Source organism: Synechococcus sp. PCC 7336, assembly GCF_000332275.1.
In the GTDB taxonomy this organism is placed as follows: Bacteria; Cyanobacteriota; Cyanobacteriia; order Thermostichales; family PCC-7336; genus PCC-7336.
Genome location: NZ_CM001776.1, coordinates 123,291 through 146,313, shown reverse-complemented (window position 1 = coordinate 146,313; position 23,023 = coordinate 123,291). Strand labels below are relative to the sequence as shown.

The following is a 23,023-nucleotide window of genomic DNA, read 5'->3' as shown; positions in this document are numbered from 1 at the left end:
GGACTGAAGCATTGGCTTCTAATGGACTGACGACCTTAACTAAGTTGAAATATTACCCGATCCCCGCAAGGGGAATACATAATTAATATGGAATACATAAGTAGTGTTGCGGGCACTGGCTTACACTGGGCGAGATAGTAGATTGAGGACTACCCTCGTTTCCTCAGGGCTTTCAGGTGATCGCAAATGGTCATGCGACTGTGTTCTTATGGCTGGCCTGCGTCAAAAGTGACCCAATCCTGACAGCTTTTTATAAGTGGGCGCGCTGTTTCCCGATCGTCAGGGGCCTGGTGGAGCTGGGGAGACCTATACGAGCGTTTTGAGGGGTAAAGTTTCCACGCGCAGTTAAGGAGATGGGGGTAGGGGCGGTATATATGTTTGTAAATGTGTTGAGATTTGGTTGGTTGTTGGGGATAGTGTGGGCACGTGAGGGTACTTTGATGCTCTCTCTGAACCTTGACATTCTAATATTTCCTAGACTTGTGTCGATGCCTTGTACTGCAAGGCTTTTGATGTTTCCTGTTTCGATGTAAATGGATTTTTGGGGTTTTTTGGATGCCTTCAAAATGCCCTGCGTCGATTTGACCTCTGGAATGCTTACCCGCAAGGACTTTCCACCTTTTCCCCGCAAGGGGATGGAAACGCCAGAGGGAGATTGACGTCGTAGAATTTTTTCAACTGCTTTCCACCTTTTCCCCGCAAGGGGATGGAAACCCCGTTCCCTCTAGTGTACCGGAATTGTCGATCGACCTGCTTTCCACCTTTTCCCCGCAAGGGGATGGAAACACCAATCCTCCTGTAACTAAAGGATTGGTAACCAGTCTGCTTTCCACCTTTTCCCCGCAAGGGGATGGAAACACTTCGAGTGCTGTAGCTGTGGCTGCACATCCATAACTGCTTTCCACCTTTTCCCCGCAAGGGGATGGAAACTTGAACCGGATGACAACTTGAATGAACGCCACATCATCTGCTTTCCACCTTTTCCCCGCAAGGGGATGGAAACCTCCCGAAATTGCCGTTGGCACGTGCGTCGACCTCAACTGCTTTCCACCTTTTCCCCGCAAGGGGATGGAAACGTAACCAGATACCCGTTCGAGGATACGTTCTTGAGCTGCTTTCCACCTTTTCCCCGCAAGGGGATGGAACCATGATCACCTTTAAGTCTGGCGGATAATTAAACCCAAACGTAATGTTTCAACCTCTTCTTCCCCGCAAGGGGATGGAAAGCGCATGATGCCGATTCCCTCTAACTATTACTCTGTTCTGCCTTCTCCCTCAACGCTCGCCGCGCCAACTTTACGTAAGTCTTTACTGTCTCGTAAAGCATGTCCAAATCCTCCGCGATCGCGCCTAAAGACTCCCCAGTCTCCCGCCGCGCCAAAATCGTCGCCCATAGCTGCGCCGTCTGCGCTGCCCGCTCCCCCCCTTGCCTCTGTCTCTGGGCAAAAAACTCCCCTTGCAGCTCTTCAATCCGCTTCGCCAACAGCTCGTTAGCATCAATGACAGAACTTTCCCCCTCCATTGCCAGCCAGCCCGAGCGAGTTTGCCCCAAACCAAACGCCGTCTTATGTCCCGTCCCGCAATAGGGCGCGTACTGGCACAACGCCCCAAACATCCGCACAAACTCTTCCCTTTTACGTGCTTCTGCCGACAACCCAAACGTCACCGCCCCCACAAAACCCGTCACCATACCCTGCTTGCCCGCTGCCACCTTGCAAGATTCAAGCCGATGTTGCCGCACGATCGCTCCTGCATCCACCCATTCCAAAAACTCTTCTCGATCCACCTTCACATCAGCAAACGACAGCCACCGTCGCAAGTAACTCTGAAACACATTGAACGGCCAAGGCAACGGCAAATGCTGTCCCTTCCGCCGAAACCCACAGGGAGACACAAAGCTCAGCGTCACTTGATTTTGCAACCCGCTCTTCCACAACTGAGCATAGGTCTTACCCTTCAATTCCAATCGGCAAGCTACGACCTCCAACGGTGCCCCATGCAGCTCCACCCGCTCCATCGGAGATCTCAGCCATCCATGCAACCCCTCCACCACTTCACGATTCAATCCCGACACAGACCAATAGAAGCGATCGCCTTGCTTGATACGAAATCCCCCCTGTTGCAGCAGCAGATCCCCACGCAATCTCGACATGGTAAATCCCTTCTCATCCGCGCGATCGTGCATCCGCGCCGACAACTCTGGGTCTATCGCCTGAAACTGCTTTAATAACCAGGCATGTAACCCCTTGGCATAAGTTCTCTCTAAGGCACTATCCGCGATCGCTTTCAACTCAAACTCAACCCCAACGATTTCCGTCCCCTGAGGCCACAGTCGTTTCCCCTGCTTGTGCAGCAGATCTGCTGCCCTTCGAGCCGCTAAACGATTGGGAAATTCCATGCGATCTCTCTATCGAAACATTCCTGGCTCGATTATTACCATCCCCACGCGAGGATCGCCTTTATTTATCAGTTGCGCATTTTGTGGCAATAAAGTGTTCAGTTTACTGAACGCATGACTTCTAGCATACTGTCCCGAGATCGACCATTAATAGGACAGTTTCTCGACTCGATCGTTGCTACGTATAGCTTTCAGGGCTTTGCTTGACAAGCTCCAAGCATCGAAAGTGAGACAGTTGCTTCTGTCTCTAGCTGCCAATTAAGTCTGAGCGTGTGTACCCAGGAGGCAGGCCCAGAGATTTTCGTAAAATGGCGCGCTTCTCTTTTGGCGTTAGCTCACGGGGCTGAGGTTCTGGCTCAGCAAGTCGTTCACGATGTTGTTGGATCGGATCCACCTTTTGCCGCTTGCTGAGTGTAGATTCCTCAGCGAGGGCAAGGCGCTCTAAATCTGAGACGACTCTTGAAAGAACGCGTAAAACACGAGGCCGATCGAAGGGGACCTCCTTACGCTGCTCATCGCTCTGTTGATGATGTATCAAGTGACAATACAGTTAGCGTCCGATCGAAGGGGACCTCCTTACGCTGCTCATCGCTCGGAGGCCGTAAGTTAACCGAGACGTATTCCTGCGTCTCAAGCTCTTCCAACCAATTAACGCGCCAACGCAGCACTTCTACTTCTGACGCCAATCGAGACTGCAAGGGAGTTAAAGCCTCATCCGCTTGTTCTCCGTAGAATTGCGGTATGAATGCAAAATATGGATACAGAATTGCGTATGACAGCCTAGATCTAGACTAAAATTGTTAAATTTATACTCATAATGGCCAGGAAACTATGGTGTTTCACGTTCAATAGTGACTACAGACAGAGTAGTATTAGTCGAAAACTCGGATGTAAGAGTTCGAGCGAATACTGTGGGATCGAGTCCACTCATATCAATTTGAGGTGTGAGTTGGAGATATAAGTGCCTTTCAGCACATGTCTGTCGAGAGCGAACCGAGCGAGAGTAGGTGTGAAGCAAATTCTTTCGATTATTCCAATGCTTTCACTCTTGCTCGGTGGTGTGGGTTTATTTCTCAGCCTGTGGATTGTGCTCCCTGCCCCTACCGCATTCCTGCTGCCGTTGTCCGTCGGTGCGCCTGAAATCAGCCCTTGGCTGATGCTGGGGAATGCGATCGCCGTTCTCTTTGCTCTCAGTTCTCGGGCCTTTCCAATGTGGAGAATAGCCGTGGCCCTCAGCATTCTGGGGCTCATCCTCAGCAGTTGGCCCTTGCTGCGACTCCCGGCAACAGTACGACGCACCACGGCAGAATTTCAGCAGCAGTTGGGGATTGCCTCAGATCTGTTGCCCCAACTGGTCCAGTCCCCACTGCGATCGCAACCCTTCAGCCTTGTCGATACCTTTCTGGGCATTCCCAGTCCTGCCGTCTATCGCAGCGAGGCCATTCCGTTTGCTACCCCTGAAGGGATACCCCTACACTTGGCGATCTATCGCCCCTTGCGTGGGGGAAACAATCCTGCGATCGTGACGATTTACGGGGGCTCGTGGCAGAGGGGGAGTCCCTCTGACCATGAGGCTTTCAACCGTTATATGGCTGGACGCGGATATACCGCGATCTCGATTGATTACCGCCATGCCCCCGAGTATCGATTCCCCACCCAACTGGAAGATGTACAAACGGCGATCGCCTGGATTCGCGATCGCGCTGCAGAGTACCGCGTCGATACCGATCGTATCGCCGTCTTGGGGCGATCGGCGGGGGCACAGCTCGCCATGCTGCTAGCCTATTCCCCCGAAACTCCTCCCCTTCGAGCGGTGGTCAGTTACTACGGTCCGATTGACCTTGCCAATGGCTATCGCCATCCCCCCTTTCCCGATCCCATCGGCACTCGTAGGGTTCTAGAGACATTCCTGGGAGGATCGCCCGCCCAATTCCCGAGCCTCTATCGACAAGCCTCTCCGATCCATTTAGTGAAAGAAAATCTACCGCCGACGCTGCTGGTTTATGGCAGTCGCGATCGCGTTGTGGAGGCCCGCTACGCAAGAGGGTTGGCGGAGCAGTTGCACGCTGCTGGCAATCGGGCTGCCCTCATCGAAATTCCTTGGGCAGACCATGCCTTCGATACTGTATTTAATGGCGTTAGCAGCCAACTGTCGCTTTACTACACCGAACGATTTTTAGCTTGGGCCTTGCGCGATGCCGAACCGCCCTCACCGGGCTGAGCTCGTGCCAAAGTCCATTGCCGAACTCGCGTTGCGTCCCCGTAGTTGGCGCAATAATGCAGTTGTTTGACCCACTTACTTAATATCTATTGATTTTTATACTTTAGTGCCACTGGGTATTGAAACTCCTGCCTGTGGTAGCGGAGGAAAGGATACTCCCGGATCTGCATCGACGGTAAAGCCTGCAGCTGTATTCACATGGTTGGCTAATTCCGTAGCCGCCCCACCATCGCAGCTAGAGCCCAGCAGATTGGCATTAATTATCAGCACTGCCCCTAGCATCACTGTTAAAGCTACGATCGCAAACCGTAGCTAAGCGCTTGGGAGTCTGTTGATTCCTTTTTAATAGTTATGACCACAGCTCTTACTAAAGTTAAAGCTGCATACTTGCCGCCGAGTCGAAAGGGGCGATCGTCAGGATTTGTGAGAGGTGCTCGACTTTGTTCTAAAGCTTCAGTTATATATATCAGTCCTAATTCATTCGTAAACAATGAAGGGACTAAAGCCCAGTGCTGGCAAGGATCTGAATTTACAATTCATTTAGGATTGCTATAGATATAATAGCCTTTATGTATCTGTTATGCTGATGGAAGCTTGTAAATGACCAAACCCCTTACTCAGTAAGGCTTATATGCCATCTTGCCTGAAGAAAAGGGGATTTGCCGACAAACCCTTAGCTAGTCAGGCTTTGAGGAATTACCAGGCCGGAACTAGCATCCCAAGCCTGGTAGAGCTGGTATAATTTTGTTCAAGAACTGCATTACAGACTTACAACCGAGTAGATACAGTAGTAGAAACTGCAGTTCCATCTGGAGTCTGGATATGAATTTCTGCCGTTTGATTGCCACTCACACATATATAAAACGAGGAGTCTCCTCGCGGCGTCAGAGATGTATCCTGACAATCTGTAGATGTAACTGGCATTGTGCTACCAAGTCCATCCAGTAATGTGTCATTTCTTGCTGTCCCTGTGGCATTTCCAGTGGCATCAAATGCATTGCCCCATCGTTGAATGACTCTATCCCCTTCGTGTTCACCTGAGATGGCATCCGCAAGATAATATGCAACGATCTCCATTGACATATCATCTTGAATGGATAAAACTGCTTGAGTACAGAGTGGTTCACCAGCAAGCGTAGGAGGACAGGCTGGAGCAGCAAGATTTAACTGATTACCGCTGCGGATCTCGTCGGCAATCAGGTCCAAAGCTAGATTGAGGTTTAATTGGTTAGTGGAACGAGTTTCGTTAGTTTCGTTAGCAGCTAAATACACTCTGATAAGACTAACAAATAGGGTAGATGCAATTGCAGCAACAACTAAAGCAACTAGGATTTCAATTAAGGTAAATCCTTTTGAGATTGCTTGAATTTTTAGCTGAGAGATTTGATTCGGTTTCATTACAGCACGCAATTACCACTATTGATAACGCCAGTGCGAAGTTTACCCACAATTGACACAACTTCTACACATCGACTCGTTAACCCATCCATATCCAGTTGAATAATGCTTCCTGCGCCCGTTGCAGTGCCTCGAAACGTATATGTAACGGTACTGTTTAAAGGGATAGATACTTCATCGGGAAGCTGCTCTATTCGAGTGGCGGTAGGACTAGTAGGTGGGCACCGGGTTTCAATATCGGTGGCAGAAAACATTACTGAGCAAGAGGAGCCATCTCGCATGGCTTGCCGCTGTGCCTCTTTGAGCGCCCTTCTAACTAAAGTGGTCGATCGCAGTAGGGTTTGCCGATCGAAGATTGGGCGCAAGCTAGGTGCAGCGACTACAGCAAGGATGCTTACCATCCCGAGAACTGCCAATGATTCTACTAGGGAAAATCCCCTAATATTTGGGCGGTTAATTGTCCTTCGACACAGCATATTCATTTCCTCCAGCCTCACTCTTAATTACGTCGGACAAAGGTAAACATAGCTAGGCATAACCTCGGATGCCAAACCATCAATAATCACTTCTCCACTGGGATCGTGCTGAACCTGATAAGTAACCTGAAGCGTTTCCACACCCGCACTTATAGCAGTTGTTCGCACGACAGAATAGTCACCCACTGAATAATTTCCTGTATTGATAGGATCGGGCAAGCTGGTGGGCAAAGATAGAAAAGCGTCGAATGCAGCAATTGTCGTCGTTGTACACATAGCACCGCCATTAAATCTAGATGCGCGATCGCGAATCAAATCTAGATCCTGCTGAACTAGAGTTGTGGCTGTACTGAATCGCTCGCTGCCGGACAATCCAATTGACGATAGGGCCAGCAGGGGAAAGCTTCCCCCTGCAAAAGCAAGGACTACAATTGTGGCCGCCAAAACCTCAGCCAAGGTGAACCCATTAGGAGTGACTTTTTTAAAGTTAATAGATTTCATCAGTTAACTCCTTGGCGACTCCAATCTTCAGGGGCTTGTGTGTTGTTTGCAAAATTCGCAGTTGAGTTGCCTAAAGCCGCTGCTATACCGTCAGGGACAGAAATTTCAACGCCATTTCCATTTGAACCATCCCATCTTTTAACCCATACAGCACCATCAATATTTGGAGAACAACTGCCACCACCATTAACTCCCATTAAAGCATTAGGGGCATAAACAAAAGCAGACAGACAGGTATTGCCATTTAACATAATGGTCTGATTGGTCATGTTATCAGGTAGGGCGTCATCATTACCATAAATGCGTACTGCAGCAGGAGGGACATCTATAGGCTGACCAGATGCATCGAGGATAGGCATGTCGAGAGCATCGACTACTCGGGTGACAATAGTAGCGTTCCCACTTAATGTCAAATCCCCTTGCAAGTACAAATAGACAGATTCCCCAGCCTTAATATCGATAATAAGTTGCTGGCTCGAATTTCCACCAAGATCGATGCTGGGTACTTGATAGTGATAAACATTATCTACCGGATTGGGATTGTCTGTAGATCGAGGTAATGTGGTAGGGCCAGTGGTGATAGCAGGAATGGTGTATGCTCCATTACCATTACCAGTAATGACACCTGGGAATGTCAACACTGGAGGAAGATTGACGTTACCAAGAAAGATACTTCCTCCTATCATGGTAGTATTCTCATTGCCATTAATTGCAGCCAACAAGTTGAGTTCAGTTGCTGTATTATTATCTCCCGTGCAGCTAACTGGACACTGTTCCAAATTTGTACAGACCACGTTGCCTTCGACACCTTCAACATCGTTACCTCCGATGCTGACATCATATGTACCCAACAATCCTGGAAAGGTTCCCGGTCGGAAAGCGATAGGCACTCTTTGCTGAACCCTCGTTCTCGATAAGCCCGACTGGCCTTCAACAGTGAGTAGGCCAGATTGTGCTCCTACAGTAGGGTCGTAGTCATAACTGATGACATTGAAGGTTTGACTGGAACCCCCGACATCACCAGATAAAAACTCGGCTTCAAATGCGGCTTGATTTGCAAAACAAGCCGGAAAGTTATCAGGATTTAGCCAAGGAGTATTCGGGTCGAGCGAGTCATAATCTAATGCAAGTAAGTGACTGAATTGAGTCTGATTCAGCCGCGCTATGGTGCGATCCATACCCGCTTCGGCTGCCGCTAGACTTCCTGCTGAAGAAACCTGGCTCCTGGCGGCGACCTTATTGGTCCTGACTCTGGCGATCATGGTCAAGGCAACCAACGTCACCGTCAACCCCACCGCGAGCGACAGTGGCAAGATATAGCCTTGACTCGATCTGCGCTCCTGCACTGATGTCTTCACAATCCTGACCCACAAAAACAGCTCAAGGGGAGAATCTCTTCAAAGTCCGACGAAGTTGAGTTCGACGACAACTTATCGAGAGGCAACTGAGAGGAAGTTGCTTTGCAACGATGGACCCCATGCGATCGCGATCGACTTTATCGAGCTTTCACGAATGTCCAGCTTCATTTTATCTTCATGAAGAGATCGTGAAGATCGAAGTTTTTACGGAAAGCATCAATCAAAGCGGCCTGTATATACGCATAAACACGGTATTTATGAATAGATTAAGCTTTATAAGAATAAATTTACGTTAATATCTCAATTTTTGTCAACTAATGTTTCTGGTCATTTGACGAAGGTGATATCTTCCAAAGCATTGACCTCAAGCCACTAAGAGCCTTCGACCTCGGTTCATTGAGGGCTCGACATAACGTTCATAATGTGCCCGTAACGCTCGCCAAAATTAAAGAGACAAGGCTTGCTGCCGAGATAACAGGAGGCGATCGGCATAGCAGCCCATTCAATTAATCTCTGTCGAGAACGAACCGAGCGAGAGCGCATATGAAGCTGATTCTTTCGATGATTCCAATGCTCTCCCTCCTACTTAGTGGGGTGGGGTTATTCCTCAGTCTCTGGATTGTGCTTTCCGCCCCGATCGCCACCGAAAAATTTTTAGCTTGGGCATTGCGCTCTTCGTCAAGAATATAGATCGATGGAATCGCTGCACTGCTTGGCATCTCTGTTGTTTTCTAGTCTGCAATTGAGGGCGCTCGAAAACCGCGTGTACGCGGGACTCCGTACAATGAGGGCAATGTCTGAGAGTTGCCGATATGACCGCAGCGATCGCCCTCCTCCTCTGCACTGTGATTGGATACCTACTCGGCTCCATTCCGACGGGTTATTGGGTGGGCTGGGTCATTGGCGGAATTGACATGCGCGAGCAGGGCTCGGGGTCTACTGGGGCAACGAATGTTTTGCGCACGCTGGGCAAAGGTCCGGCAGCAATCGTTTTGGGGGTGGATTTGTTGAAGGGGGCGTTGGCGGTGGTGGCTGCGCGGGCGGTGGTGCAGACAGTCCTGATTCCCGCTCAAGCAGAACGGTGGTGGTCTTGGTTCGCGATCGCGGCGGCCCTGTTGGCGATTGTGGGACACAGCCGGTCGATCTGGATGAATTTTAAGGGGGGGAAGTCGGCGGCAACCAGTTTGGGGGTATTGTTGGCAATCTCCTGGCCGGTGGGACTGTCGGTGTTGGGGGTGTGGCTGGGGACATTGGCGATCGCTCGAATTGTCTCGCTGAGCTCTATGCTCGCAGCGGGATCGGCTGCCATTTTCATGGCGGTGTTTGGCTTGGATTGGCCGTTTATTGCGTTTGCGATCGTCGGGGGACTTTATGTGATTTGGCGGCACCGCAGTAATATTCGGCGGCTGCTGGCTGGCACAGAGCCCCGCATCGGACAAAAGCTCGCAGAGGAAGATTCTCTATCTGCCGCCAATTGAAAGGCGATCGCCGCGCTCTCTTGGGGAATGAGGCAGTTCTCAGGTTTGGCTGGTTGACATCCGCTCGTCCATCCTGCATCCTAGATATCCGTGAGATACATGGGGCTTTAGCTCAGCTGGTAGAGCACTTCAATGGCATTGAAGGGGTCAGCGGTTCGAGTCCGCTAAGCTCCATCCCCATAAAACCCTTATTGGATAAGAGATACAAGCGCTCTAGGTTGCCCCTAGAGCGCTTGCTTCTGGGATTTTCCCATACCCCCTAAAAGGCATACACAAATTTATGCGGCAGTCTTAAGTTGACAGCGAGCGGATCCGCTTGCGGTTACAAGTTGTTTGAGTTGGCATTACCTGCCAAACGTTACTACTTGAGGACCTTCAGTTGAGTGCCTACAGCTTTCCGAAACTGCTTCATTGTAGTACCTTGATTCGATACTACTAATTGATCCTCAAGAATTGCTTTAACTTGCTCAATTTCTGACAAAGCAATAATTGCAGAGGCCGGACCTTCAACAACAATGAGTCCCAAGTTGTTAGGAACTTCTGAAAGCCGCCTTCCTTGGTTCCGAGAAAGTTGTTTATCTATTTCCGGTAAGGCACTCTCAGCAAGCTGGCGAGTTTCATCTGCCAGTCTAAGCCGCTCCTCACGATCCATTCGACGAGCAGGCTGATTCTGTGACTTTGGTGAAAGATCCACAATTGCTCGTGAAAACTCGCCAGACTTTAATTCGTCAAGTTTTTGGAGATAAGCCTTACTAATCTTAATCATTCTAATTCACCCCTCCATTCCTTGTAACACATTGAGTGCTGCCAAGGGCTCGATTGCCCCATATCCCCACCGATTATCTGGGCGACGCTTTTTACCTCGTGGATGCCTTGCAGTCTCACGTATTGCTTTGAAAATTTCTATCACTGGCTTTTCAGGACAAGAAGCCATCAGAATAGCCATCACGCCCGCAACATGGGGAGCAGCCATTGATGTGCCGTCCATCAATCGATACTCTTCATCATTGGCCTCACTGGTGGGTGGAACACACGAGTAGACGTTAGAGCCTGGAGCAACTACATCCGGCTTGACAATCCGCTCCAAGAGCGCTCCAGGAGTATCAATACTACTTCCTCCGCTGTAGGGCGCAACATCAACTCCTCCAGTCTTCTTCCTTTCCAAAGCACCAATCCCTAGAACACTTCCAGCATTTCCAGGGCAACTAGTGCTACCGTGAGATTCGTTGCCAATTGCAACAATAGGAGCTATACCACGTTCAACTAAGAGCTGAAAAAGATTGTCAATTTTTTCATCGTAATACTGTATGCCTATTGACATATTGATAATGTCAGCACCAACCCCAATAGACCAGTCAATTCCGTCAATAATATGACTGAGGAAAGAGCGATCGCCGAAATGAATCTGAGCTACAGCCAAATTGACCCCTGGTGCAACTCCAATAGCAACCCCATCAGAAGTTTCCCCCCCAGCTATGGTCCCACAAATATGAGTACCGTGACGATGATAATCAAAGGTCTTTTGATTCAGTAGCTCTAGCCGCTGCCCTGTGGAATCGATGATAGTAAAGTCTGAAACTTTGCCCTGCAATGCAGGATGATCGCCATAAACTCCTGTATCTAGGACGGCAACCTTAACTCCTCGACCCTTGGTTTCAGCTTGTTCCCATAGTTCTTTAACAGCCAACTCTTGAATTCCCCAAGTTGACTCATTATCTTTTTCAAACTTACTTAGTAGATTGTCAGGTTCATCGGGAGTCAGCAGCTTAACACGCTGATTGGGCATAACTGCTACAACTCTGTCTTGAGCCGCAAGTACCTTCAAGGTGTCCTTGTTGACATCAAGAGTTGCAAGGGGCAATATGCCATTACCCACGATACGATGGCGTACCCCTCTCCTGGCCTCTAGGGCCTGTGTGGGCTTCCCACTCATATAGCCTTGCAAGACGTTGTTGAAAACTTGTCTATTTTCTTGTTTTGCCTGCTCAAAAAGCTTCACTCGATCGGCTATCTTGCGGAAAGCGCGATCGGTTGTGATTAGATTGGACTCAGGGGGCTTAAAGACGACAATAGCTGAGCGCCGTTTGTTTGGCGGATCGCTTGCCAATACCAAATCAAAAGCTTCTGATATTTTGCTAGACTTGCTCATGTCAGATCGGACTACCTGCGTATCATTTTACGCGAACAGAATTGAAAGTGCTATTTTTTACCAGTCAGAAAGGCTTCTTTGTGAAATAGGCCCAAGGCAGGCTACGTCTATGTATAAGCCTTGTTGAGGCTACCATAAAACTTTTATTGCTTCAATGTCATGTTGGCCGTTTTGAGACGCTAACTAAAGTCCCATGGGCCCAACCTCCGCACTCCCTTACCCAATAAACGGTTGCAAGCACTTCACAGACCATTTTGATGAGAGTTCAGATGCGAAGTTCTCGATCGCCCTTAGATGGGTTTGGTCATCTCGAACATTCATGAATTGACTCCTCTGAAACCGTCCCTTTTTTGCACTTGCGATCTATGCTGACCTCATACCCAACCACATAGATGTCAGGCCATTTTGGTACGCTTGGGGTACGTTATACGCTATCATCCCACCTTGCTGGCAAAGGAACGAAACCCGGCTGAACCACTGCACTATATGGGCTTGCAGGTATTTTATATCTTGGGCAATCTTGGGTGGTATTTTCCATGGCATTGAAGGGGTCAGCGGTTCGAGTCCGCTAAGCTCCATATTCTAAGACTCCATATTCTAAGACTCCATAATTCTAAGACGCCATACTCTAAGATTGGTCAGTCGAAGGTTCGGGTGCAGTACGGCTTGAGAGAGCCATCTGTCTATAATCGCTACAGGTTTGCCTTGATGAATCCACCCCTCTTGCAATTGGCCCGTGAAATGGTAGTAACGTGGGTGGGCGGAGAAGCTTGCTAGCAACTTAGCAGCAAACAAGGCAACTAACATATAGAAGCAACACGGTTTTGCAAATACTGGGGCAACTTTAGAGCATGACGGACATGAATTCGGACTTGACTGAGTCTCAGCCGACCGAAACGGCTGCGGGCACTCCCCCCAAGCCAGAGTTTGCTCTCTCCGAGCTGTGGAATATGAATGTTGGTTTTCTGGGCATTCAATTTGGCTGGGGCTTGCAGATGGCCAATATGAGCTCCATTTTCGAGCACTTGGGTGCGGGGGCCGATGAAATTCCGATCTTGTGGTTGGCAGCACCGCTAACCGGATTGGTGGTGCAGCCTATTGTGGGCAACCTGAGCGACTACACTTGGGGACCGCTGGGGCGCAGACGCCCCTATTTACTAGTGGGAGCCATTTTGGCATCCATTGCGCTGATCTCGATGCCGCGCTGCTCGGCATTGTGGATGGCTGCGGGGCTGCTGTGGCTCTTGGATACAAGTGCGAACGTGAGCATGGTGCCGTTTCGAGCTTTTGTGGGCGACCTATTGCCCAAAGAGCAGCGGACGCAGGGGTTTACGATGCAGAGCGTGATGGTGGGGATAGGAGCGATCGCAGCCTCCAGTATGCCTTGGCTCCTCAACCACTTCTTTTCTGTCGATCCCGCTACTAACGCCGTGCGACGCGTCCCACTAACCGTCGAGCTGTCGTTTTACCTCGGGGCCGTATTGTTTCTCAGCACAATTTTGTGGACGATCGTCACTACCCCCGAACGTCCGCCCAAGAACTTGGACCGATTCGAGCGGCTTCAAGAAGAGCGGGGCGGTCTCTGGAACAGCTTGCAAGAGACTTGGCGCGCCCTAGGCGACATGCCAACCACAATGCAGCAACTCGCTCGAGTGCAACTGTTTACCTGGCTGGGGATTTTCTGCTTTTTTATCTACTTTCCACCAGCGGTAGCCCACAATATTTTCGGAGCAGAGGATATTAGTTCGGCGTTATATAACGAGGGCATTGAGTGGGCCGGTCTCTGCTTTGCCGCCTTCAATGCAGTTTGCATCGGCTTTTCATTCCTGCTCCCCCTCCTGACTCGCCGTATCAGCCGAAAAGTTGTTCACAGCATTTGTTTGGTCTGCGGCGGCCTCAGTTTAATGGTGCTGCTGTTCGTTCACCGGCCCTTGCTACTCTTGCTATCGATGGTGGGGTTTGGCATGGCCTGGGCTAGCGCGCAGTCTATTCCTTACGCCATATTGACTTACGCAATTCCAACGCAGCAGCGTGGAATTTATCAGGGCATCTTTAACTTCTTTATCGTGCTGCCCGAAATCGGCGTTTCCCTTGCCTTCGGTTGGGTGATGAAATACCTACTCCATGACGATCGGCTGATGGCTGTCGTGGTTGGCGGTGGCTTTTTGCTGGTGGCCGCTGTCCTAACGTTGTTCGTACAGGCACCTGTCAGCTCTCTTGCCGATCTCTCTGTCGCTCAATCCGACATCCCACCTCAATCAGAGGAAGACCGGGAAGATACAGAGGAGGCAAGCGATAGTCCTCTGCCATCATCTTTATAGAAAACCCATTAGGATCGATCTTTTGCCAGTTGACTGACTAACTGATTTCAGACACCGAGGGTATACGTGCAACTGACTAGACTCGAGTGGACCCAAGTCTTGCCAAATCGGCTGATTCAATTGTGGCTTTTAGCTGCAACGGTGCCGGTCTACTGCGTCTTGAGCATGGCGATCGGCAACTCCCTCTTTGTCAGCTATGTAGGGGCAGACTGTCTGCCGCAGGCTTTTGTACTGATAGGGGGATGTTCGATACCTGCTTACGTCTTATTTTCGCAGGTAGTAGACCGTTACAGTCGTCCCCAACTCTTTCGGGCCGTACTGCTGGGTTCCATTTTTATCGCGCTCGGGCTACGCTTGCTGCTGGCACAAGACTCCCTCTACGTTTACTACATTCTGCTGATTGCTGTTTTCTTTCAATGGGACTTTCACAATAACGTCCTGTATCCCAGCTTACTGACTGACTACTTCACAACTCTGGAATACAAACGGTACGCCCCTCATATCAGTATTGCCCAAGCGGTAGGAACGTTGTTGGGGGGAGGACTAACGACTCTGCTGTCCCACTTTTTCGGGACGGGAGACTTATTGTTGTGTCTGCCCATCCTATTTGCGATCGCTATTGCCCAGTTACTGTACTTAGGCCGTTCTCAACGTCAGTTGACTGCGACTCAATCGGATCGGTCTACCGGCATCCTAGATTCCTTGCAAACATTTCCCGACCTAGTGCAACGCCATCCATTAGCGCTGTTTCTGGCCGGTAGTAGCTTCTTGCTAGTCATTATTTACATCAGCTCTGAGTTTCTCTGGTTCAACATCTATGGAGACAACTTTAACGATCGCGCCCTGACCAGCTTCTTGGGCTTCATGCGCATACCCATCAGTGTGGTGCAAATCGCTGTAATTTATGGAATAACGCGGCCCCTGTTGAGCACTTTGGGCGTAGCCCGACTGAATCCGATCTATCCGCTGACAACATTGGCGAGCGTTCTAGGGCTGGGGACTCATTTTGGTTTGTCGGCGGCGATCGGCTTGCATATCAACGGTGACGCACTCTACAAGGCGATCAACCTCCCCGTTCATCAACTCAACTACAACGCTATCCCGCGCGAATTTATCGGTCGTATTCGAGTCCTCAGTGACGGCTTTATCTATGCCATCGGACTGACATTGGCCGGAGCGATGTTGTGGCTGTGCGAAGTCCATCTGAGCCTAATACAGATTACTTGGCTCGTCGCGGGGCTGACGGGGATACTGCTGTTGCTGCGGCTCCCGATGGGGCAGCTCTATGCCAGCGGCCTCGAGGAGATGATTCGCTCCAATAGCATCAATCTAGACGAGTTTGACACCTATGCCATTCCGCTATCGCCCCAGTCTAGAGAGGCTGTGCGAGCCCTGCTGACTGACCGAGACCGATACACCCAGCTCAAGGGCTTAGAATTGGCAGCCAGAATGAACCAGCCAGAGGAGTTTTTGACCGAGGTAGAGGCGTCGATCCCCGAGGCAGATACTCAGGTTTACGGGAAAGCGATCGCCCTTTTTAGCGACTGCTCCAACCTCCTCGGACACTTCCAGCAGCAACTGCAAAATCCTGCCTTGCAAGCCTTTGCGCTCGAGCTTTTGCTGATTAATCAATATCGGCCCAGTCGAGAACAGATCGAGACTTGGCTGGAAAGTCCGCAGCAGGAGTTACAAGTACTGGGAGCTGTTGCACAAACCCTTACCGATCCCGCGTCCGAGCCAACTTGGCCTAGCGAACTCGATGGCACCACAGCGCGAATCATCACTCGCATCGTTGCCTACAGCAACAAACCATCCCTATCTTCCCTCATTCCCGAGGTGATTCTGACTCAATCCAGCGCAGATGTTATTCAGGCTGGTTTGGAGGCCCTGCTGCCGCTAACACAAAGCGGCGACACAGCGATTGCTGCTATTGCTAGCGCCAAGCTAGACCATCCCGATCCGATGGTCCGAATGGCCGCCTTCGATCTGCTGCGGGTGACAGGTTGCCCGCAGCAACTGGCTGCTATTGGCGCTAGTCTGGGCGATCCGGACCCACGGGTACGCCAGCGAGTCGCCAAGACTTTAGCCGCCTACGGCCGTCCCGGTTTAGCGGTTGCAAAAGAGCATCTCGCGGCTCCGCAGGACGAGGTTGTCGACACAGCCATCGCGGCTATTGGCTCGGTACGCACCCGATATGCCAGCAACTTGCTGTTCGATCACCTAGCTCCCATCTATAAGCAACTGGCTCGCACCCGCAAGTGGCAGCAGCAAATTCCCAGCAACGATCCGAGGTGGCAGCCATTCAGAGCGGCGATCGCCGACTATCACGATCGCTCGATTCAAAAAGTGCTGTACGTTCTCTCGGCTCTGGGGCACGCTCGTACCGTTAACACCGTCAATCGACTCTTGGCGATCGGCGATCGCAGCGAATTGGAGAACGCTCTCGAAGCACTGGCCTCCCTCCCTCACCGCCGATTTGTCATGCCATTGATGCCATTATTAGAAGAAGTGCAGGATGCCTCCAAACCCACTTCCGATCGCGTTAAAGCTACGCCCCAATGGCTCCGTACGAAAGGCTACCGACTTTTGCTGGAGGCTCTGGAGTCCAAAGATCGCTGGCTCAGAACCGGTGCTCTGATTGCCCTTTCGACAGTGCCATCGGCACTAGTGAACGATCCCGACCCCTTTGTCAAACAGATCGCCAGCCAAATTTTTGGCGAGAACGATCCACCAACTTCGCCTGCGAATACTGCCATGAACCGATTGCTATTGCTAAAAAACGTGCCACTGTTCAAGAACCTTTCCCTCGATGAGTTGCTGCTAATCGATAAAAGCCTGGAGCAGACTCAAGCACTGGCGGGGGAAACCATTTTCGCCGAAGGTGACTGGGGCACGCATCTCTACATCATTGCTGACGGTAGCGTGCAGTCGATCAAAGACATTGGCGGCATTCCCCGCGAGATCGAGCAACTGACGCAAGGCCAGTATTTTGGCGAGGTGGCCCTATTCGACGATGCCCCTCGTTGGAATGGCGCGATCGCGATTGCAGATTGTACCTTGCTCAAGCTGGGAAAAAGCCGCTTCCTCAGCCTGATCGCCCAACGCCCCCATATCATCTTGGAAATCTGTCGATTTCTCAGTCAGCGCCTACGAGAAACTGACAAACATCAATCGCGCCAAGCACTCTCCATCTCGGCGGAAGCCACTGAGTCTACTGCTGAGAGTAAAGCGCTATCCACGTAGGCTTTGTTTGAGATCGGGCGTTATTGAGATCGGGCGTTATTGAGATCGGACGTTATTGAGATCGGGCACGATCTTCACTTCACTTCGTCAATTCAGCCCGATCGCCCCCACCCTTCAACCAGCGCCAATAACTATTCGCCACCGCCAACACCATCCACACCATTACATTCAAGCGCCCGTCAAAAAACGCCGCATCCAACAGCCCCGCCACAAAATACGCCCCCAGCGCCACGTTCACCCCCAACAGCAAAAAACCGCCAGCCCCGGCCCGCCGCTCCCAGCGCCAAGCTTGCCAACCCCGCCACAACGTCCAGCCCCACACCAGTCCAAACGCCCCCAACGCCAACAATCCCCCCTCAGCCGCCAGAGACAAATAAATATTGTGCGCGTGAAACAATGGCACCTCCGGCGGCGGCACCTGTGCTGCCCAGCGATCGGCAAAACTCTGCCACCCCCAGCCCGTTAGAGGCCGCTCCCGCCACATCTGAAAAGCAAACACCCACCCATCCCAACGGGACACCATCGACTCAAACGCCACCGAATTCGGATCGAGTGAGGCCAGCAACCGCTGCCACACAAACGACGGCACAATCCACCGCAACCCCAGCAAATTCGCCGCTGCCCCCACCGGCACCATTGCCACTACCCCCAGCAGAGCCACCCACCGCCACCGCCGCATCAGCACTAAAACCGATCCCAACGCCAACAGAGCCACCAACCAACCATTGCGCGACTCCGTCAAAACCAACAGCGGCCCCCCCAACCCCATCGCTCCCGCCAAAATGACCTGCTCTACCCAGCGATCTCGACCCCCCTCCGAGCCCTCGTCGCGATCGCACCACAATCCCCAGGCGATCGCCAACACCATCAACAACAAAATCGCCAATCCATTCGGATTCTCAAACACCGATGTCGGGCGCGGCGCATGAATGCCAACCAGCTTGACGTGAATCAGCGACCCCCAAGTCACAAACCGAAACGACCAGCCCCACATCACCTGGCCCCAGCCAAAAATCGAAAACCCCCAACTGCCCGCCACCAACGCCAGCAAAAACCGCCGTATCTGCCGCCGCGATCGCAACACCTGACTGACAAGCGCAAATCCCCCCATAAAGGGAAGGTAGTTCGCCAGCCCCAACCAACTTTTGCCAGTCCCTGCCGCTGCTGTCACCCCCAACAGCACCGCCGCCACAATCATCAAAGCCCGATCGAAGCGGCGATCGCGCTTCCAGCCCGCAGCTACGATCGCCAATCCCGACCCCACAACCAACAGTAACCCCGATCCCAACAAACTGACTGGCAGCAATACCATTGCCGCCAGCAACCATTCATCTCGCTGTTCCCAAACATTCAACAGGATTCGCAAAGGCGATACCGCCAGAGACGATCCCGCCCCTTCAGCAGCCTTCATAGGGCGATCGCCTTCATGCGCCAGCATCCCTTTCACAACTGTTCGCGATCGCTATAGCTTATCGATCTCGGCCCGCAAAGCTTCTAACTCCGCATCTGCTTGTGTTTCTACTTTAGGACTGTCTCCCTCCGGCAGCGCCGCTTGGGTTTCGCCACTTTCGAGCGCCATCTGCGCTTTCATTGCCGCCAATTCCCCCTCGATATCGCCCCCTTCTGCTTCCAAAGCAGCAAACTGACCTTCCAACGAATCCGTGAACAGTTCGCCCACCGCCGAAGATTCTGCCTCTAACATATTCACCTTTTCTTCCATCCGATCGAAGGCTGAGAAGGCAGAGTCGGTGCTCACTCGACCGAGGGTTTCGTTGATTTGTTGGGTGGCTTTGGCCGACTGCGCCCGCGCCACCAACATATTGCGGCGGGCCTTCGCCTCAGAAATTTTGCTTTCCAGCTTCATTAAGCTGCTTTTTAGCGACGCCACCTGCGTACTCTGGCTATCGAGCTGCTGCTTTACCCCCGCCGCCGACTCTTCGTGACGGTTCTTACTCACCAGCGCTTCCCGAGCTAGGGCTTCCTCCCCTTTACTCAAGGCCAGCTTGGCCCGCTCCTGCCACTTGGCCGCATTTTCTTTCGCCTGCGCGTACTGCCGCTGCAAGTTCTTTTGGGCAGCGATCGCCTTGGCCACCCCCTGGCGCACTTTCACCTGCTCCTCGACCATGTCGCGAATCGCCTGATCGAGCACAACTTTCGGGTCTTCCGCCTTATCGATCATCGAATTGATGTTGCCGCGTAAAATCCGACTAACCCGATCGAACATTCCCATCGATTGTGTTCCTCCCTAAAGCGTGCTCCTTGCTCCAATACTACTCTGCCCAGAGGGATACCTGCTGCAAAGACAACTGAGAATGAGAACAAATCCCTCAACTCAAAGGTCGAGATTCAAGCGTTTCAGAGTCGAGGCTAGCCGCTCGAACCTCAAAAGAGGCATCGAAAACCGCATATTGGTCGCGACCGAGAGATTTAGCCCGATACATGGCGCGATCGGCATCGCGCAAAATCGCTTCTGCCGAAGTGTATCCATTACGGCTGGGTAAAACACCGACACTGACGCTGGTGTGAATCAGATGCTCGCCAATCTGAAAGGGAGAATCGATTTCCCCCAAGATTCGTTCGGCCACTCTAGAACCTTCGTCCAGCTCGCGAACGTGCTCCAGCAAAATCGTAAATTCGTCACCCCCCAAGCGGGCGACCGTATCCCCTTCCCGCACGCACGCCTCTAGACGGCGAGCCAATGCGACTAAAAGGCGATCGCCAGTATCGTGACCTAAGTTATCGTTGATAGCCTTAAACCGATCGCAATCCACAAACAGCAAGGCAAATGCATGGCCCTCTCCATACTGGCAATAGCGGGTGTAAGCACGCTCCAACCGCGCCAGCAACAGCGTGCGATTGGGCAACCCCGTTAGGGCATCGTGAAAGGCATCGTGGCGCAATTTGGCCTCAACCTGCTTGCGTTGAGTAATGTCTTCCAGCATGGCCAAGCTAACGGGCGGTTCCCCATCGGCAGCCGGTAAATCGGTCAGCGTCACCAGGGCCCAAATTTCCTGTCCGTCTCGACGCACCAAGCGCCATTCCTGTTGCAGGTTCTCGCCCGCAATCGCGAAGTGAGTGGCTTCGGCAAGCTGCCGATCTCCAGCCCGAACGGGAGCCGCCACATCAGATAGCGTTAACTGCATCGACTCCGAGGGCGTGTAGCCCAAAATCTGGCACCAAGTGGGATTGACCTGCAAAATTTTTTGGTTGCGAGCGGCGATCGTGGCAATACCGATGGGAGCATTGTGGAAAATTTGCCGAAATCGAGCCTCACTCTCCTGCAGGGCGGCTTCCGCCTGTCGGCGTTCGGTCATATCCCGGAACGTAGCGGTGTAGAGAGGAGTTTCCCGAACTGTCATTAAACTAATCGCCATCTCCACGAGAAACTGACTGCCGTCAGCACGAATGGCAGGCAATTCCGTGCGGCGATCGAGAAATTGGCGGCTATTTCCGCCAATGCCGCGCTCGATGTCCGCTTCCAGTTGCTCTTTCCAAGGGGAGGGAAGCACCAAGCGGGCGAGGGAGCGCCCCAGAGCTGCCTCGCTACTGCAGCCAAAAACCTGCTCGGCAGCCGGATTGAAATCGACGATGCAGCCTGCGGCGTCAAAGGTGACAATTGGATCGGGGGCGTATTTGAGAATGGCACCCTTGCGGGCGATGAGGTCTTGTAGCTGGGTGGCCATATCATTGAACGAGCCCGCCAACACCGACAACTCCGAGCCGCCGCCGCGATGGGGCAGCCGCTGAGAGAAATCACCTGCCGCAATTTGCTCGGTCACTTTCACCATTCGTCCGAGTGGACCGGTGATGGTGCGCCCGAGCAAGAGGGCCAACAGAGTACTGATCGTGCTAGCACCGAAGGCAACATTAAGCGCATTGAGCCAGGCTGTCTCGATGTCGTCTTCAAGGCGTTCGGTAGACAGCTCCACTGCAACTGCTCCCAACTGCGTGCGATCGCGAGTTGTCTTGCGAATGGCCGTCAAATGTTCGGCATTCCAGATATAGACAGGTGTTCCTGTTGGCAGCACCTCCAGGCCAATCGGAATTTGGGCTGAGTGTTCGCTGGTTTGAGCGAGCGTCTCTCCGTTGGGAGCATAGATGGTGCCCTTTAAAGACGTGGGCGATTCGCTCACCATATAGGCCCGAATCATACGGTACCAGGCATCAATATCCTCTTGCTCGTAGGAATTGGAGGCGGTTGCTTCGAGACTTTCTAACAGCAAATCTGCCTGCTGCTGCAGGTGGCTCTGAAATGCCTGCCGCTCTCGATTGACGGATAGATAGGTGACTGCGCTAATGGAAGCGATCGCCAGTCCGGCAAAAGCCAACATCAAACGGACAGGCAGCGATCGCAGCCCCCATTGCATTCTGAGTCTCGCGGATAAAAACAGAGTCAAGAGCGGTTGCGAAATAACTTTACTGATGAGCTGGCTAGCCAGATATTTGACGAGATTTGTCAAATACGCCCCTAGAGGAAGTAGAACGCAATTCTAGTGTATGGAATTGTGCATCGATCGGCGAGAGCGCCTCTCTGTTGACCTAAAGAAAAAGGCTAGAAGGGGTCTTCCCCTGTGAATTTTCCCCATTATTGCCAGCGCGAACGCCAGGTGTTGTAACGTTTTGCAAAATGAGATCTGTTGCAAAACATTCACTATAAAAAGCGAACCAAGACTACTCGCATCCGAGTGGGAACGAGGGAGGTTAGGTCGGGGGCCAATGGGCAACCAAACTTCCCATCAAAGTCTGCGATTGCAACAAACTCTGTTCGACCGATCGCAGTTTTGCTCTGAGTCAGGTGCCACAATCAAGTTCTACGTAAGTGTTGGGGAAGTTGAGATGGCGCATTCCCTTCGACTGACATGACTCCGAACGATGTCAACCGTCGCATCAATATTCTGCTCCGTCACTGCGGCCGAGATGTGCCCAGCGTATCGGCGCTGGATGGCGAATACTTGCAAGCCTATCGAGACGGTCCGTTTAAGGTGTCTAAGTTGACAGCCGAATGGGGAGCGGTGCTGTTTTGCATCAGTCAAAACGGGCAGGTGGTCTATTTTAGCGGCGATCCTCGGCAGGATATTTGCTTAGACGGAGACTGGCAAGTATGGCTGCTACAGAAGGCAGATGCAGTGTCGGATGGTTCCTCCCAGTTCTGCTGAGGCACGGGCCGGTTTGAATTCCCCTTCAATGGGGCAGAGCCCCTCTGATAAGCTGCGATCGAGTGGGTTCGCGAGTGTGGGGCATGTCAATGGAAACCATCGCAGCACTAGCTGCGCTTGCAATTACCATCGTTGCGGTGGTTTGGGCTGTGCGGGTGCTCAAAAGTACGATTTTTTCGGCTTTGAGCGTGCTCGTATTGCTCCTACTACTCTTTATTATCTTTGGCGTTACTCCCATCAGCATTTGGGAAGCAGCAGTGAATTTATTCAATACCGCATCTGAATGGCTTCCCACTGGCGGTGAGGCCAGTCCCTGACATTTGC

General features: G+C 51.8%; 17 protein-coding genes, 1 tRNA gene and 1 CRISPR repeat array. Of the genes, 8 read left to right on the top strand and 10 right to left on the bottom strand.

All coding sequences use genetic code 11. The features are described from left to right. Positions 1-607: 607 nt before the first annotated feature. Positions 608-1,227: direct repeats of the CRISPR family, unit length 36 nt; unit sequence CTGCTTTCCACCTTTTCCCCGCAAGGGGATGGAAAC. Positions 1,228-1,246: 19 nt separating this feature from the next. Next, positions 1,247-2,398, bottom strand: a complete 1,152-nt coding sequence (gene cas6, locus SYN7336_RS00725; RefSeq protein WP_017323993.1) for a CRISPR-associated endoribonuclease Cas6 — start codon at positions 2,396-2,398, stop codon at positions 1,247-1,249. 1,009 nt (positions 2,399-3,407) lie between these two features. On the opposite strand from cas6, the gene SYN7336_RS00720 reads away from it, so the two are divergent. Beyond that, on the top strand, positions 3,408-4,619 hold the full coding sequence (locus SYN7336_RS00720; protein ID WP_026100575.1) for an alpha/beta hydrolase: 1,212 nt from the start codon (positions 3,408-3,410) through the stop codon (positions 4,617-4,619). Between the two features lie 768 nt (positions 4,620-5,387). On the opposite strand, the gene SYN7336_RS28490 is transcribed toward SYN7336_RS00720, so the two are convergent. From SYN7336_RS28490 to SYN7336_RS00705, 4 genes are read right to left on the bottom strand one after another with little or no spacing between them, the layout of a single operon-like run. Beyond that, on the bottom strand, positions 5,388-6,017 hold the full coding sequence (locus SYN7336_RS28490; RefSeq protein ID WP_071590715.1) for a type II secretion system protein J: 630 nt from the start codon (positions 6,015-6,017) through the stop codon (positions 5,388-5,390). Beyond that, positions 6,017-6,493 carry a type II secretion system protein gene (locus SYN7336_RS32870; RefSeq protein ID WP_227498713.1) on the bottom strand — a complete coding sequence of 159 codons (477 nt, stop codon included), beginning with the start codon at positions 6,491-6,493 and terminating at the stop codon, positions 6,017-6,019. The genes SYN7336_RS28490 and SYN7336_RS32870 overlap by 1 nt, the downstream gene beginning before the upstream one ends. A gap of 27 nt (positions 6,494-6,520) precedes the next feature. After that, positions 6,521-6,994, bottom strand: a complete 474-nt coding sequence (locus SYN7336_RS00710) for a hypothetical protein (protein ID WP_017323990.1) — start codon at positions 6,992-6,994, stop codon at positions 6,521-6,523. Further along, complete coding sequence (locus tag SYN7336_RS00705) at positions 6,994-8,172, bottom strand: hypothetical protein (protein WP_156819959.1); 1,179 nt, start codon at positions 8,170-8,172, stop codon at positions 6,994-6,996. Before SYN7336_RS00705 ends, SYN7336_RS00710 begins: the two co-directional genes overlap by 1 nt. Here SYN7336_RS00705 and SYN7336_RS30305 point away from each other — a divergent pair. The 3 genes from SYN7336_RS30305 (at position 8,159) to SYN7336_RS00690 (ending at position 10,004) form a co-directional block, all read left to right on the top strand. Next, on the top strand, positions 8,159-8,314 hold the full coding sequence (locus SYN7336_RS30305; protein ID WP_156819958.1) for a hypothetical protein: 156 nt from the start codon (positions 8,159-8,161) through the stop codon (positions 8,312-8,314). The two genes, SYN7336_RS00705 and SYN7336_RS30305, sit on opposite strands and share 14 nt — an antisense overlap. An 850-nt stretch (positions 8,315-9,164) precedes the next feature. Beyond that, a complete protein-coding gene (plsY, locus tag SYN7336_RS00695) occupies positions 9,165-9,830 on the top strand; it encodes a glycerol-3-phosphate 1-O-acyltransferase PlsY (RefSeq protein WP_017323987.1) in 666 nt (221 codons plus the stop codon). 101 nt (positions 9,831-9,931) lie between these two features. Next, positions 9,932-10,004, top strand: a tRNA-Ala gene (locus SYN7336_RS00690). Positions 10,005-10,191: 187 nt separating this feature from the next. Here SYN7336_RS00690 and SYN7336_RS00685 read toward each other — a convergent pair. After that, positions 10,192-10,596, bottom strand: coding sequence for a hypothetical protein (locus tag SYN7336_RS00685; protein ID WP_017323986.1), 405 nt, complete (start codon positions 10,594-10,596; stop codon positions 10,192-10,194). A gap of 6 nt (positions 10,597-10,602) precedes the next feature. Next, positions 10,603-11,979: a S8 family serine peptidase gene (locus SYN7336_RS00680; RefSeq protein ID WP_017323985.1), complete on the bottom strand. Its 1,377-nt coding sequence runs from the start codon at positions 11,977-11,979 to the stop codon at positions 10,603-10,605. 851 nt (positions 11,980-12,830) lie between these two features. Between SYN7336_RS00680 and SYN7336_RS00675 the strand changes: the two genes are divergently transcribed. Beyond that, positions 12,831-14,300 (top strand): MFS transporter, encoded by a 1,470-nt coding sequence (locus tag SYN7336_RS00675; RefSeq protein ID WP_173399668.1) that lies wholly within the window; start codon positions 12,831-12,833, stop codon positions 14,298-14,300. Positions 14,301-14,366: 66 nt separating this feature from the next. Further along, positions 14,367-17,543 carry a cyclic nucleotide-binding domain-containing protein gene (locus SYN7336_RS00670; RefSeq protein ID WP_051039694.1) on the top strand — a complete coding sequence of 1,059 codons (3,177 nt, stop codon included), beginning with the start codon at positions 14,367-14,369 and terminating at the stop codon, positions 17,541-17,543. Between the two features lie 79 nt (positions 17,544-17,622). Here SYN7336_RS00670 and SYN7336_RS23810 read toward each other — a convergent pair whose 3' ends face one another. The 3 genes from SYN7336_RS23810 to SYN7336_RS27565 all read right to left on the bottom strand — a co-directional run bounded on the left by SYN7336_RS23810 (position 17,623) and on the right by SYN7336_RS27565 (position 21,910). Further along, complete coding sequence (locus SYN7336_RS23810; protein WP_017323982.1) at positions 17,623-18,981, bottom strand: O-antigen ligase; 1,359 nt, start codon at positions 18,979-18,981, stop codon at positions 17,623-17,625. Positions 18,982-19,005: 24 nt separating this feature from the next. After that, a complete protein-coding gene (locus tag SYN7336_RS00660; RefSeq protein WP_026100574.1) occupies positions 19,006-19,773 on the bottom strand; it encodes a PspA/IM30 family protein in 768 nt (255 codons plus the stop codon). 97 nt (positions 19,774-19,870) lie between these two features. Beyond that, the gene (locus tag SYN7336_RS27565) at positions 19,871-21,910 is read right to left on the bottom strand and encodes a diguanylate cyclase domain-containing protein (protein WP_156819956.1); all 2,040 of its coding nucleotides are present in this window, start codon (positions 21,908-21,910) and stop codon (positions 19,871-19,873) included. 492 nt (positions 21,911-22,402) lie between these two features. Between SYN7336_RS27565 and SYN7336_RS00645 the strand changes: the two genes are divergently transcribed. Both SYN7336_RS00645 and SYN7336_RS23800 read left to right on the top strand, forming a co-directional pair. After that, the gene (locus tag SYN7336_RS00645; protein ID WP_017323978.1) at positions 22,403-22,699 is read left to right on the top strand and encodes a hypothetical protein; all 297 of its coding nucleotides are present in this window, start codon (positions 22,403-22,405) and stop codon (positions 22,697-22,699) included. Between the two features lie 83 nt (positions 22,700-22,782). Then, positions 22,783-23,016 (top strand): hypothetical protein, encoded by a 234-nt coding sequence (locus SYN7336_RS23800; protein ID WP_156819955.1) that lies wholly within the window; start codon positions 22,783-22,785, stop codon positions 23,014-23,016. Positions 23,017-23,023: the final 7 nt, after the last annotated feature.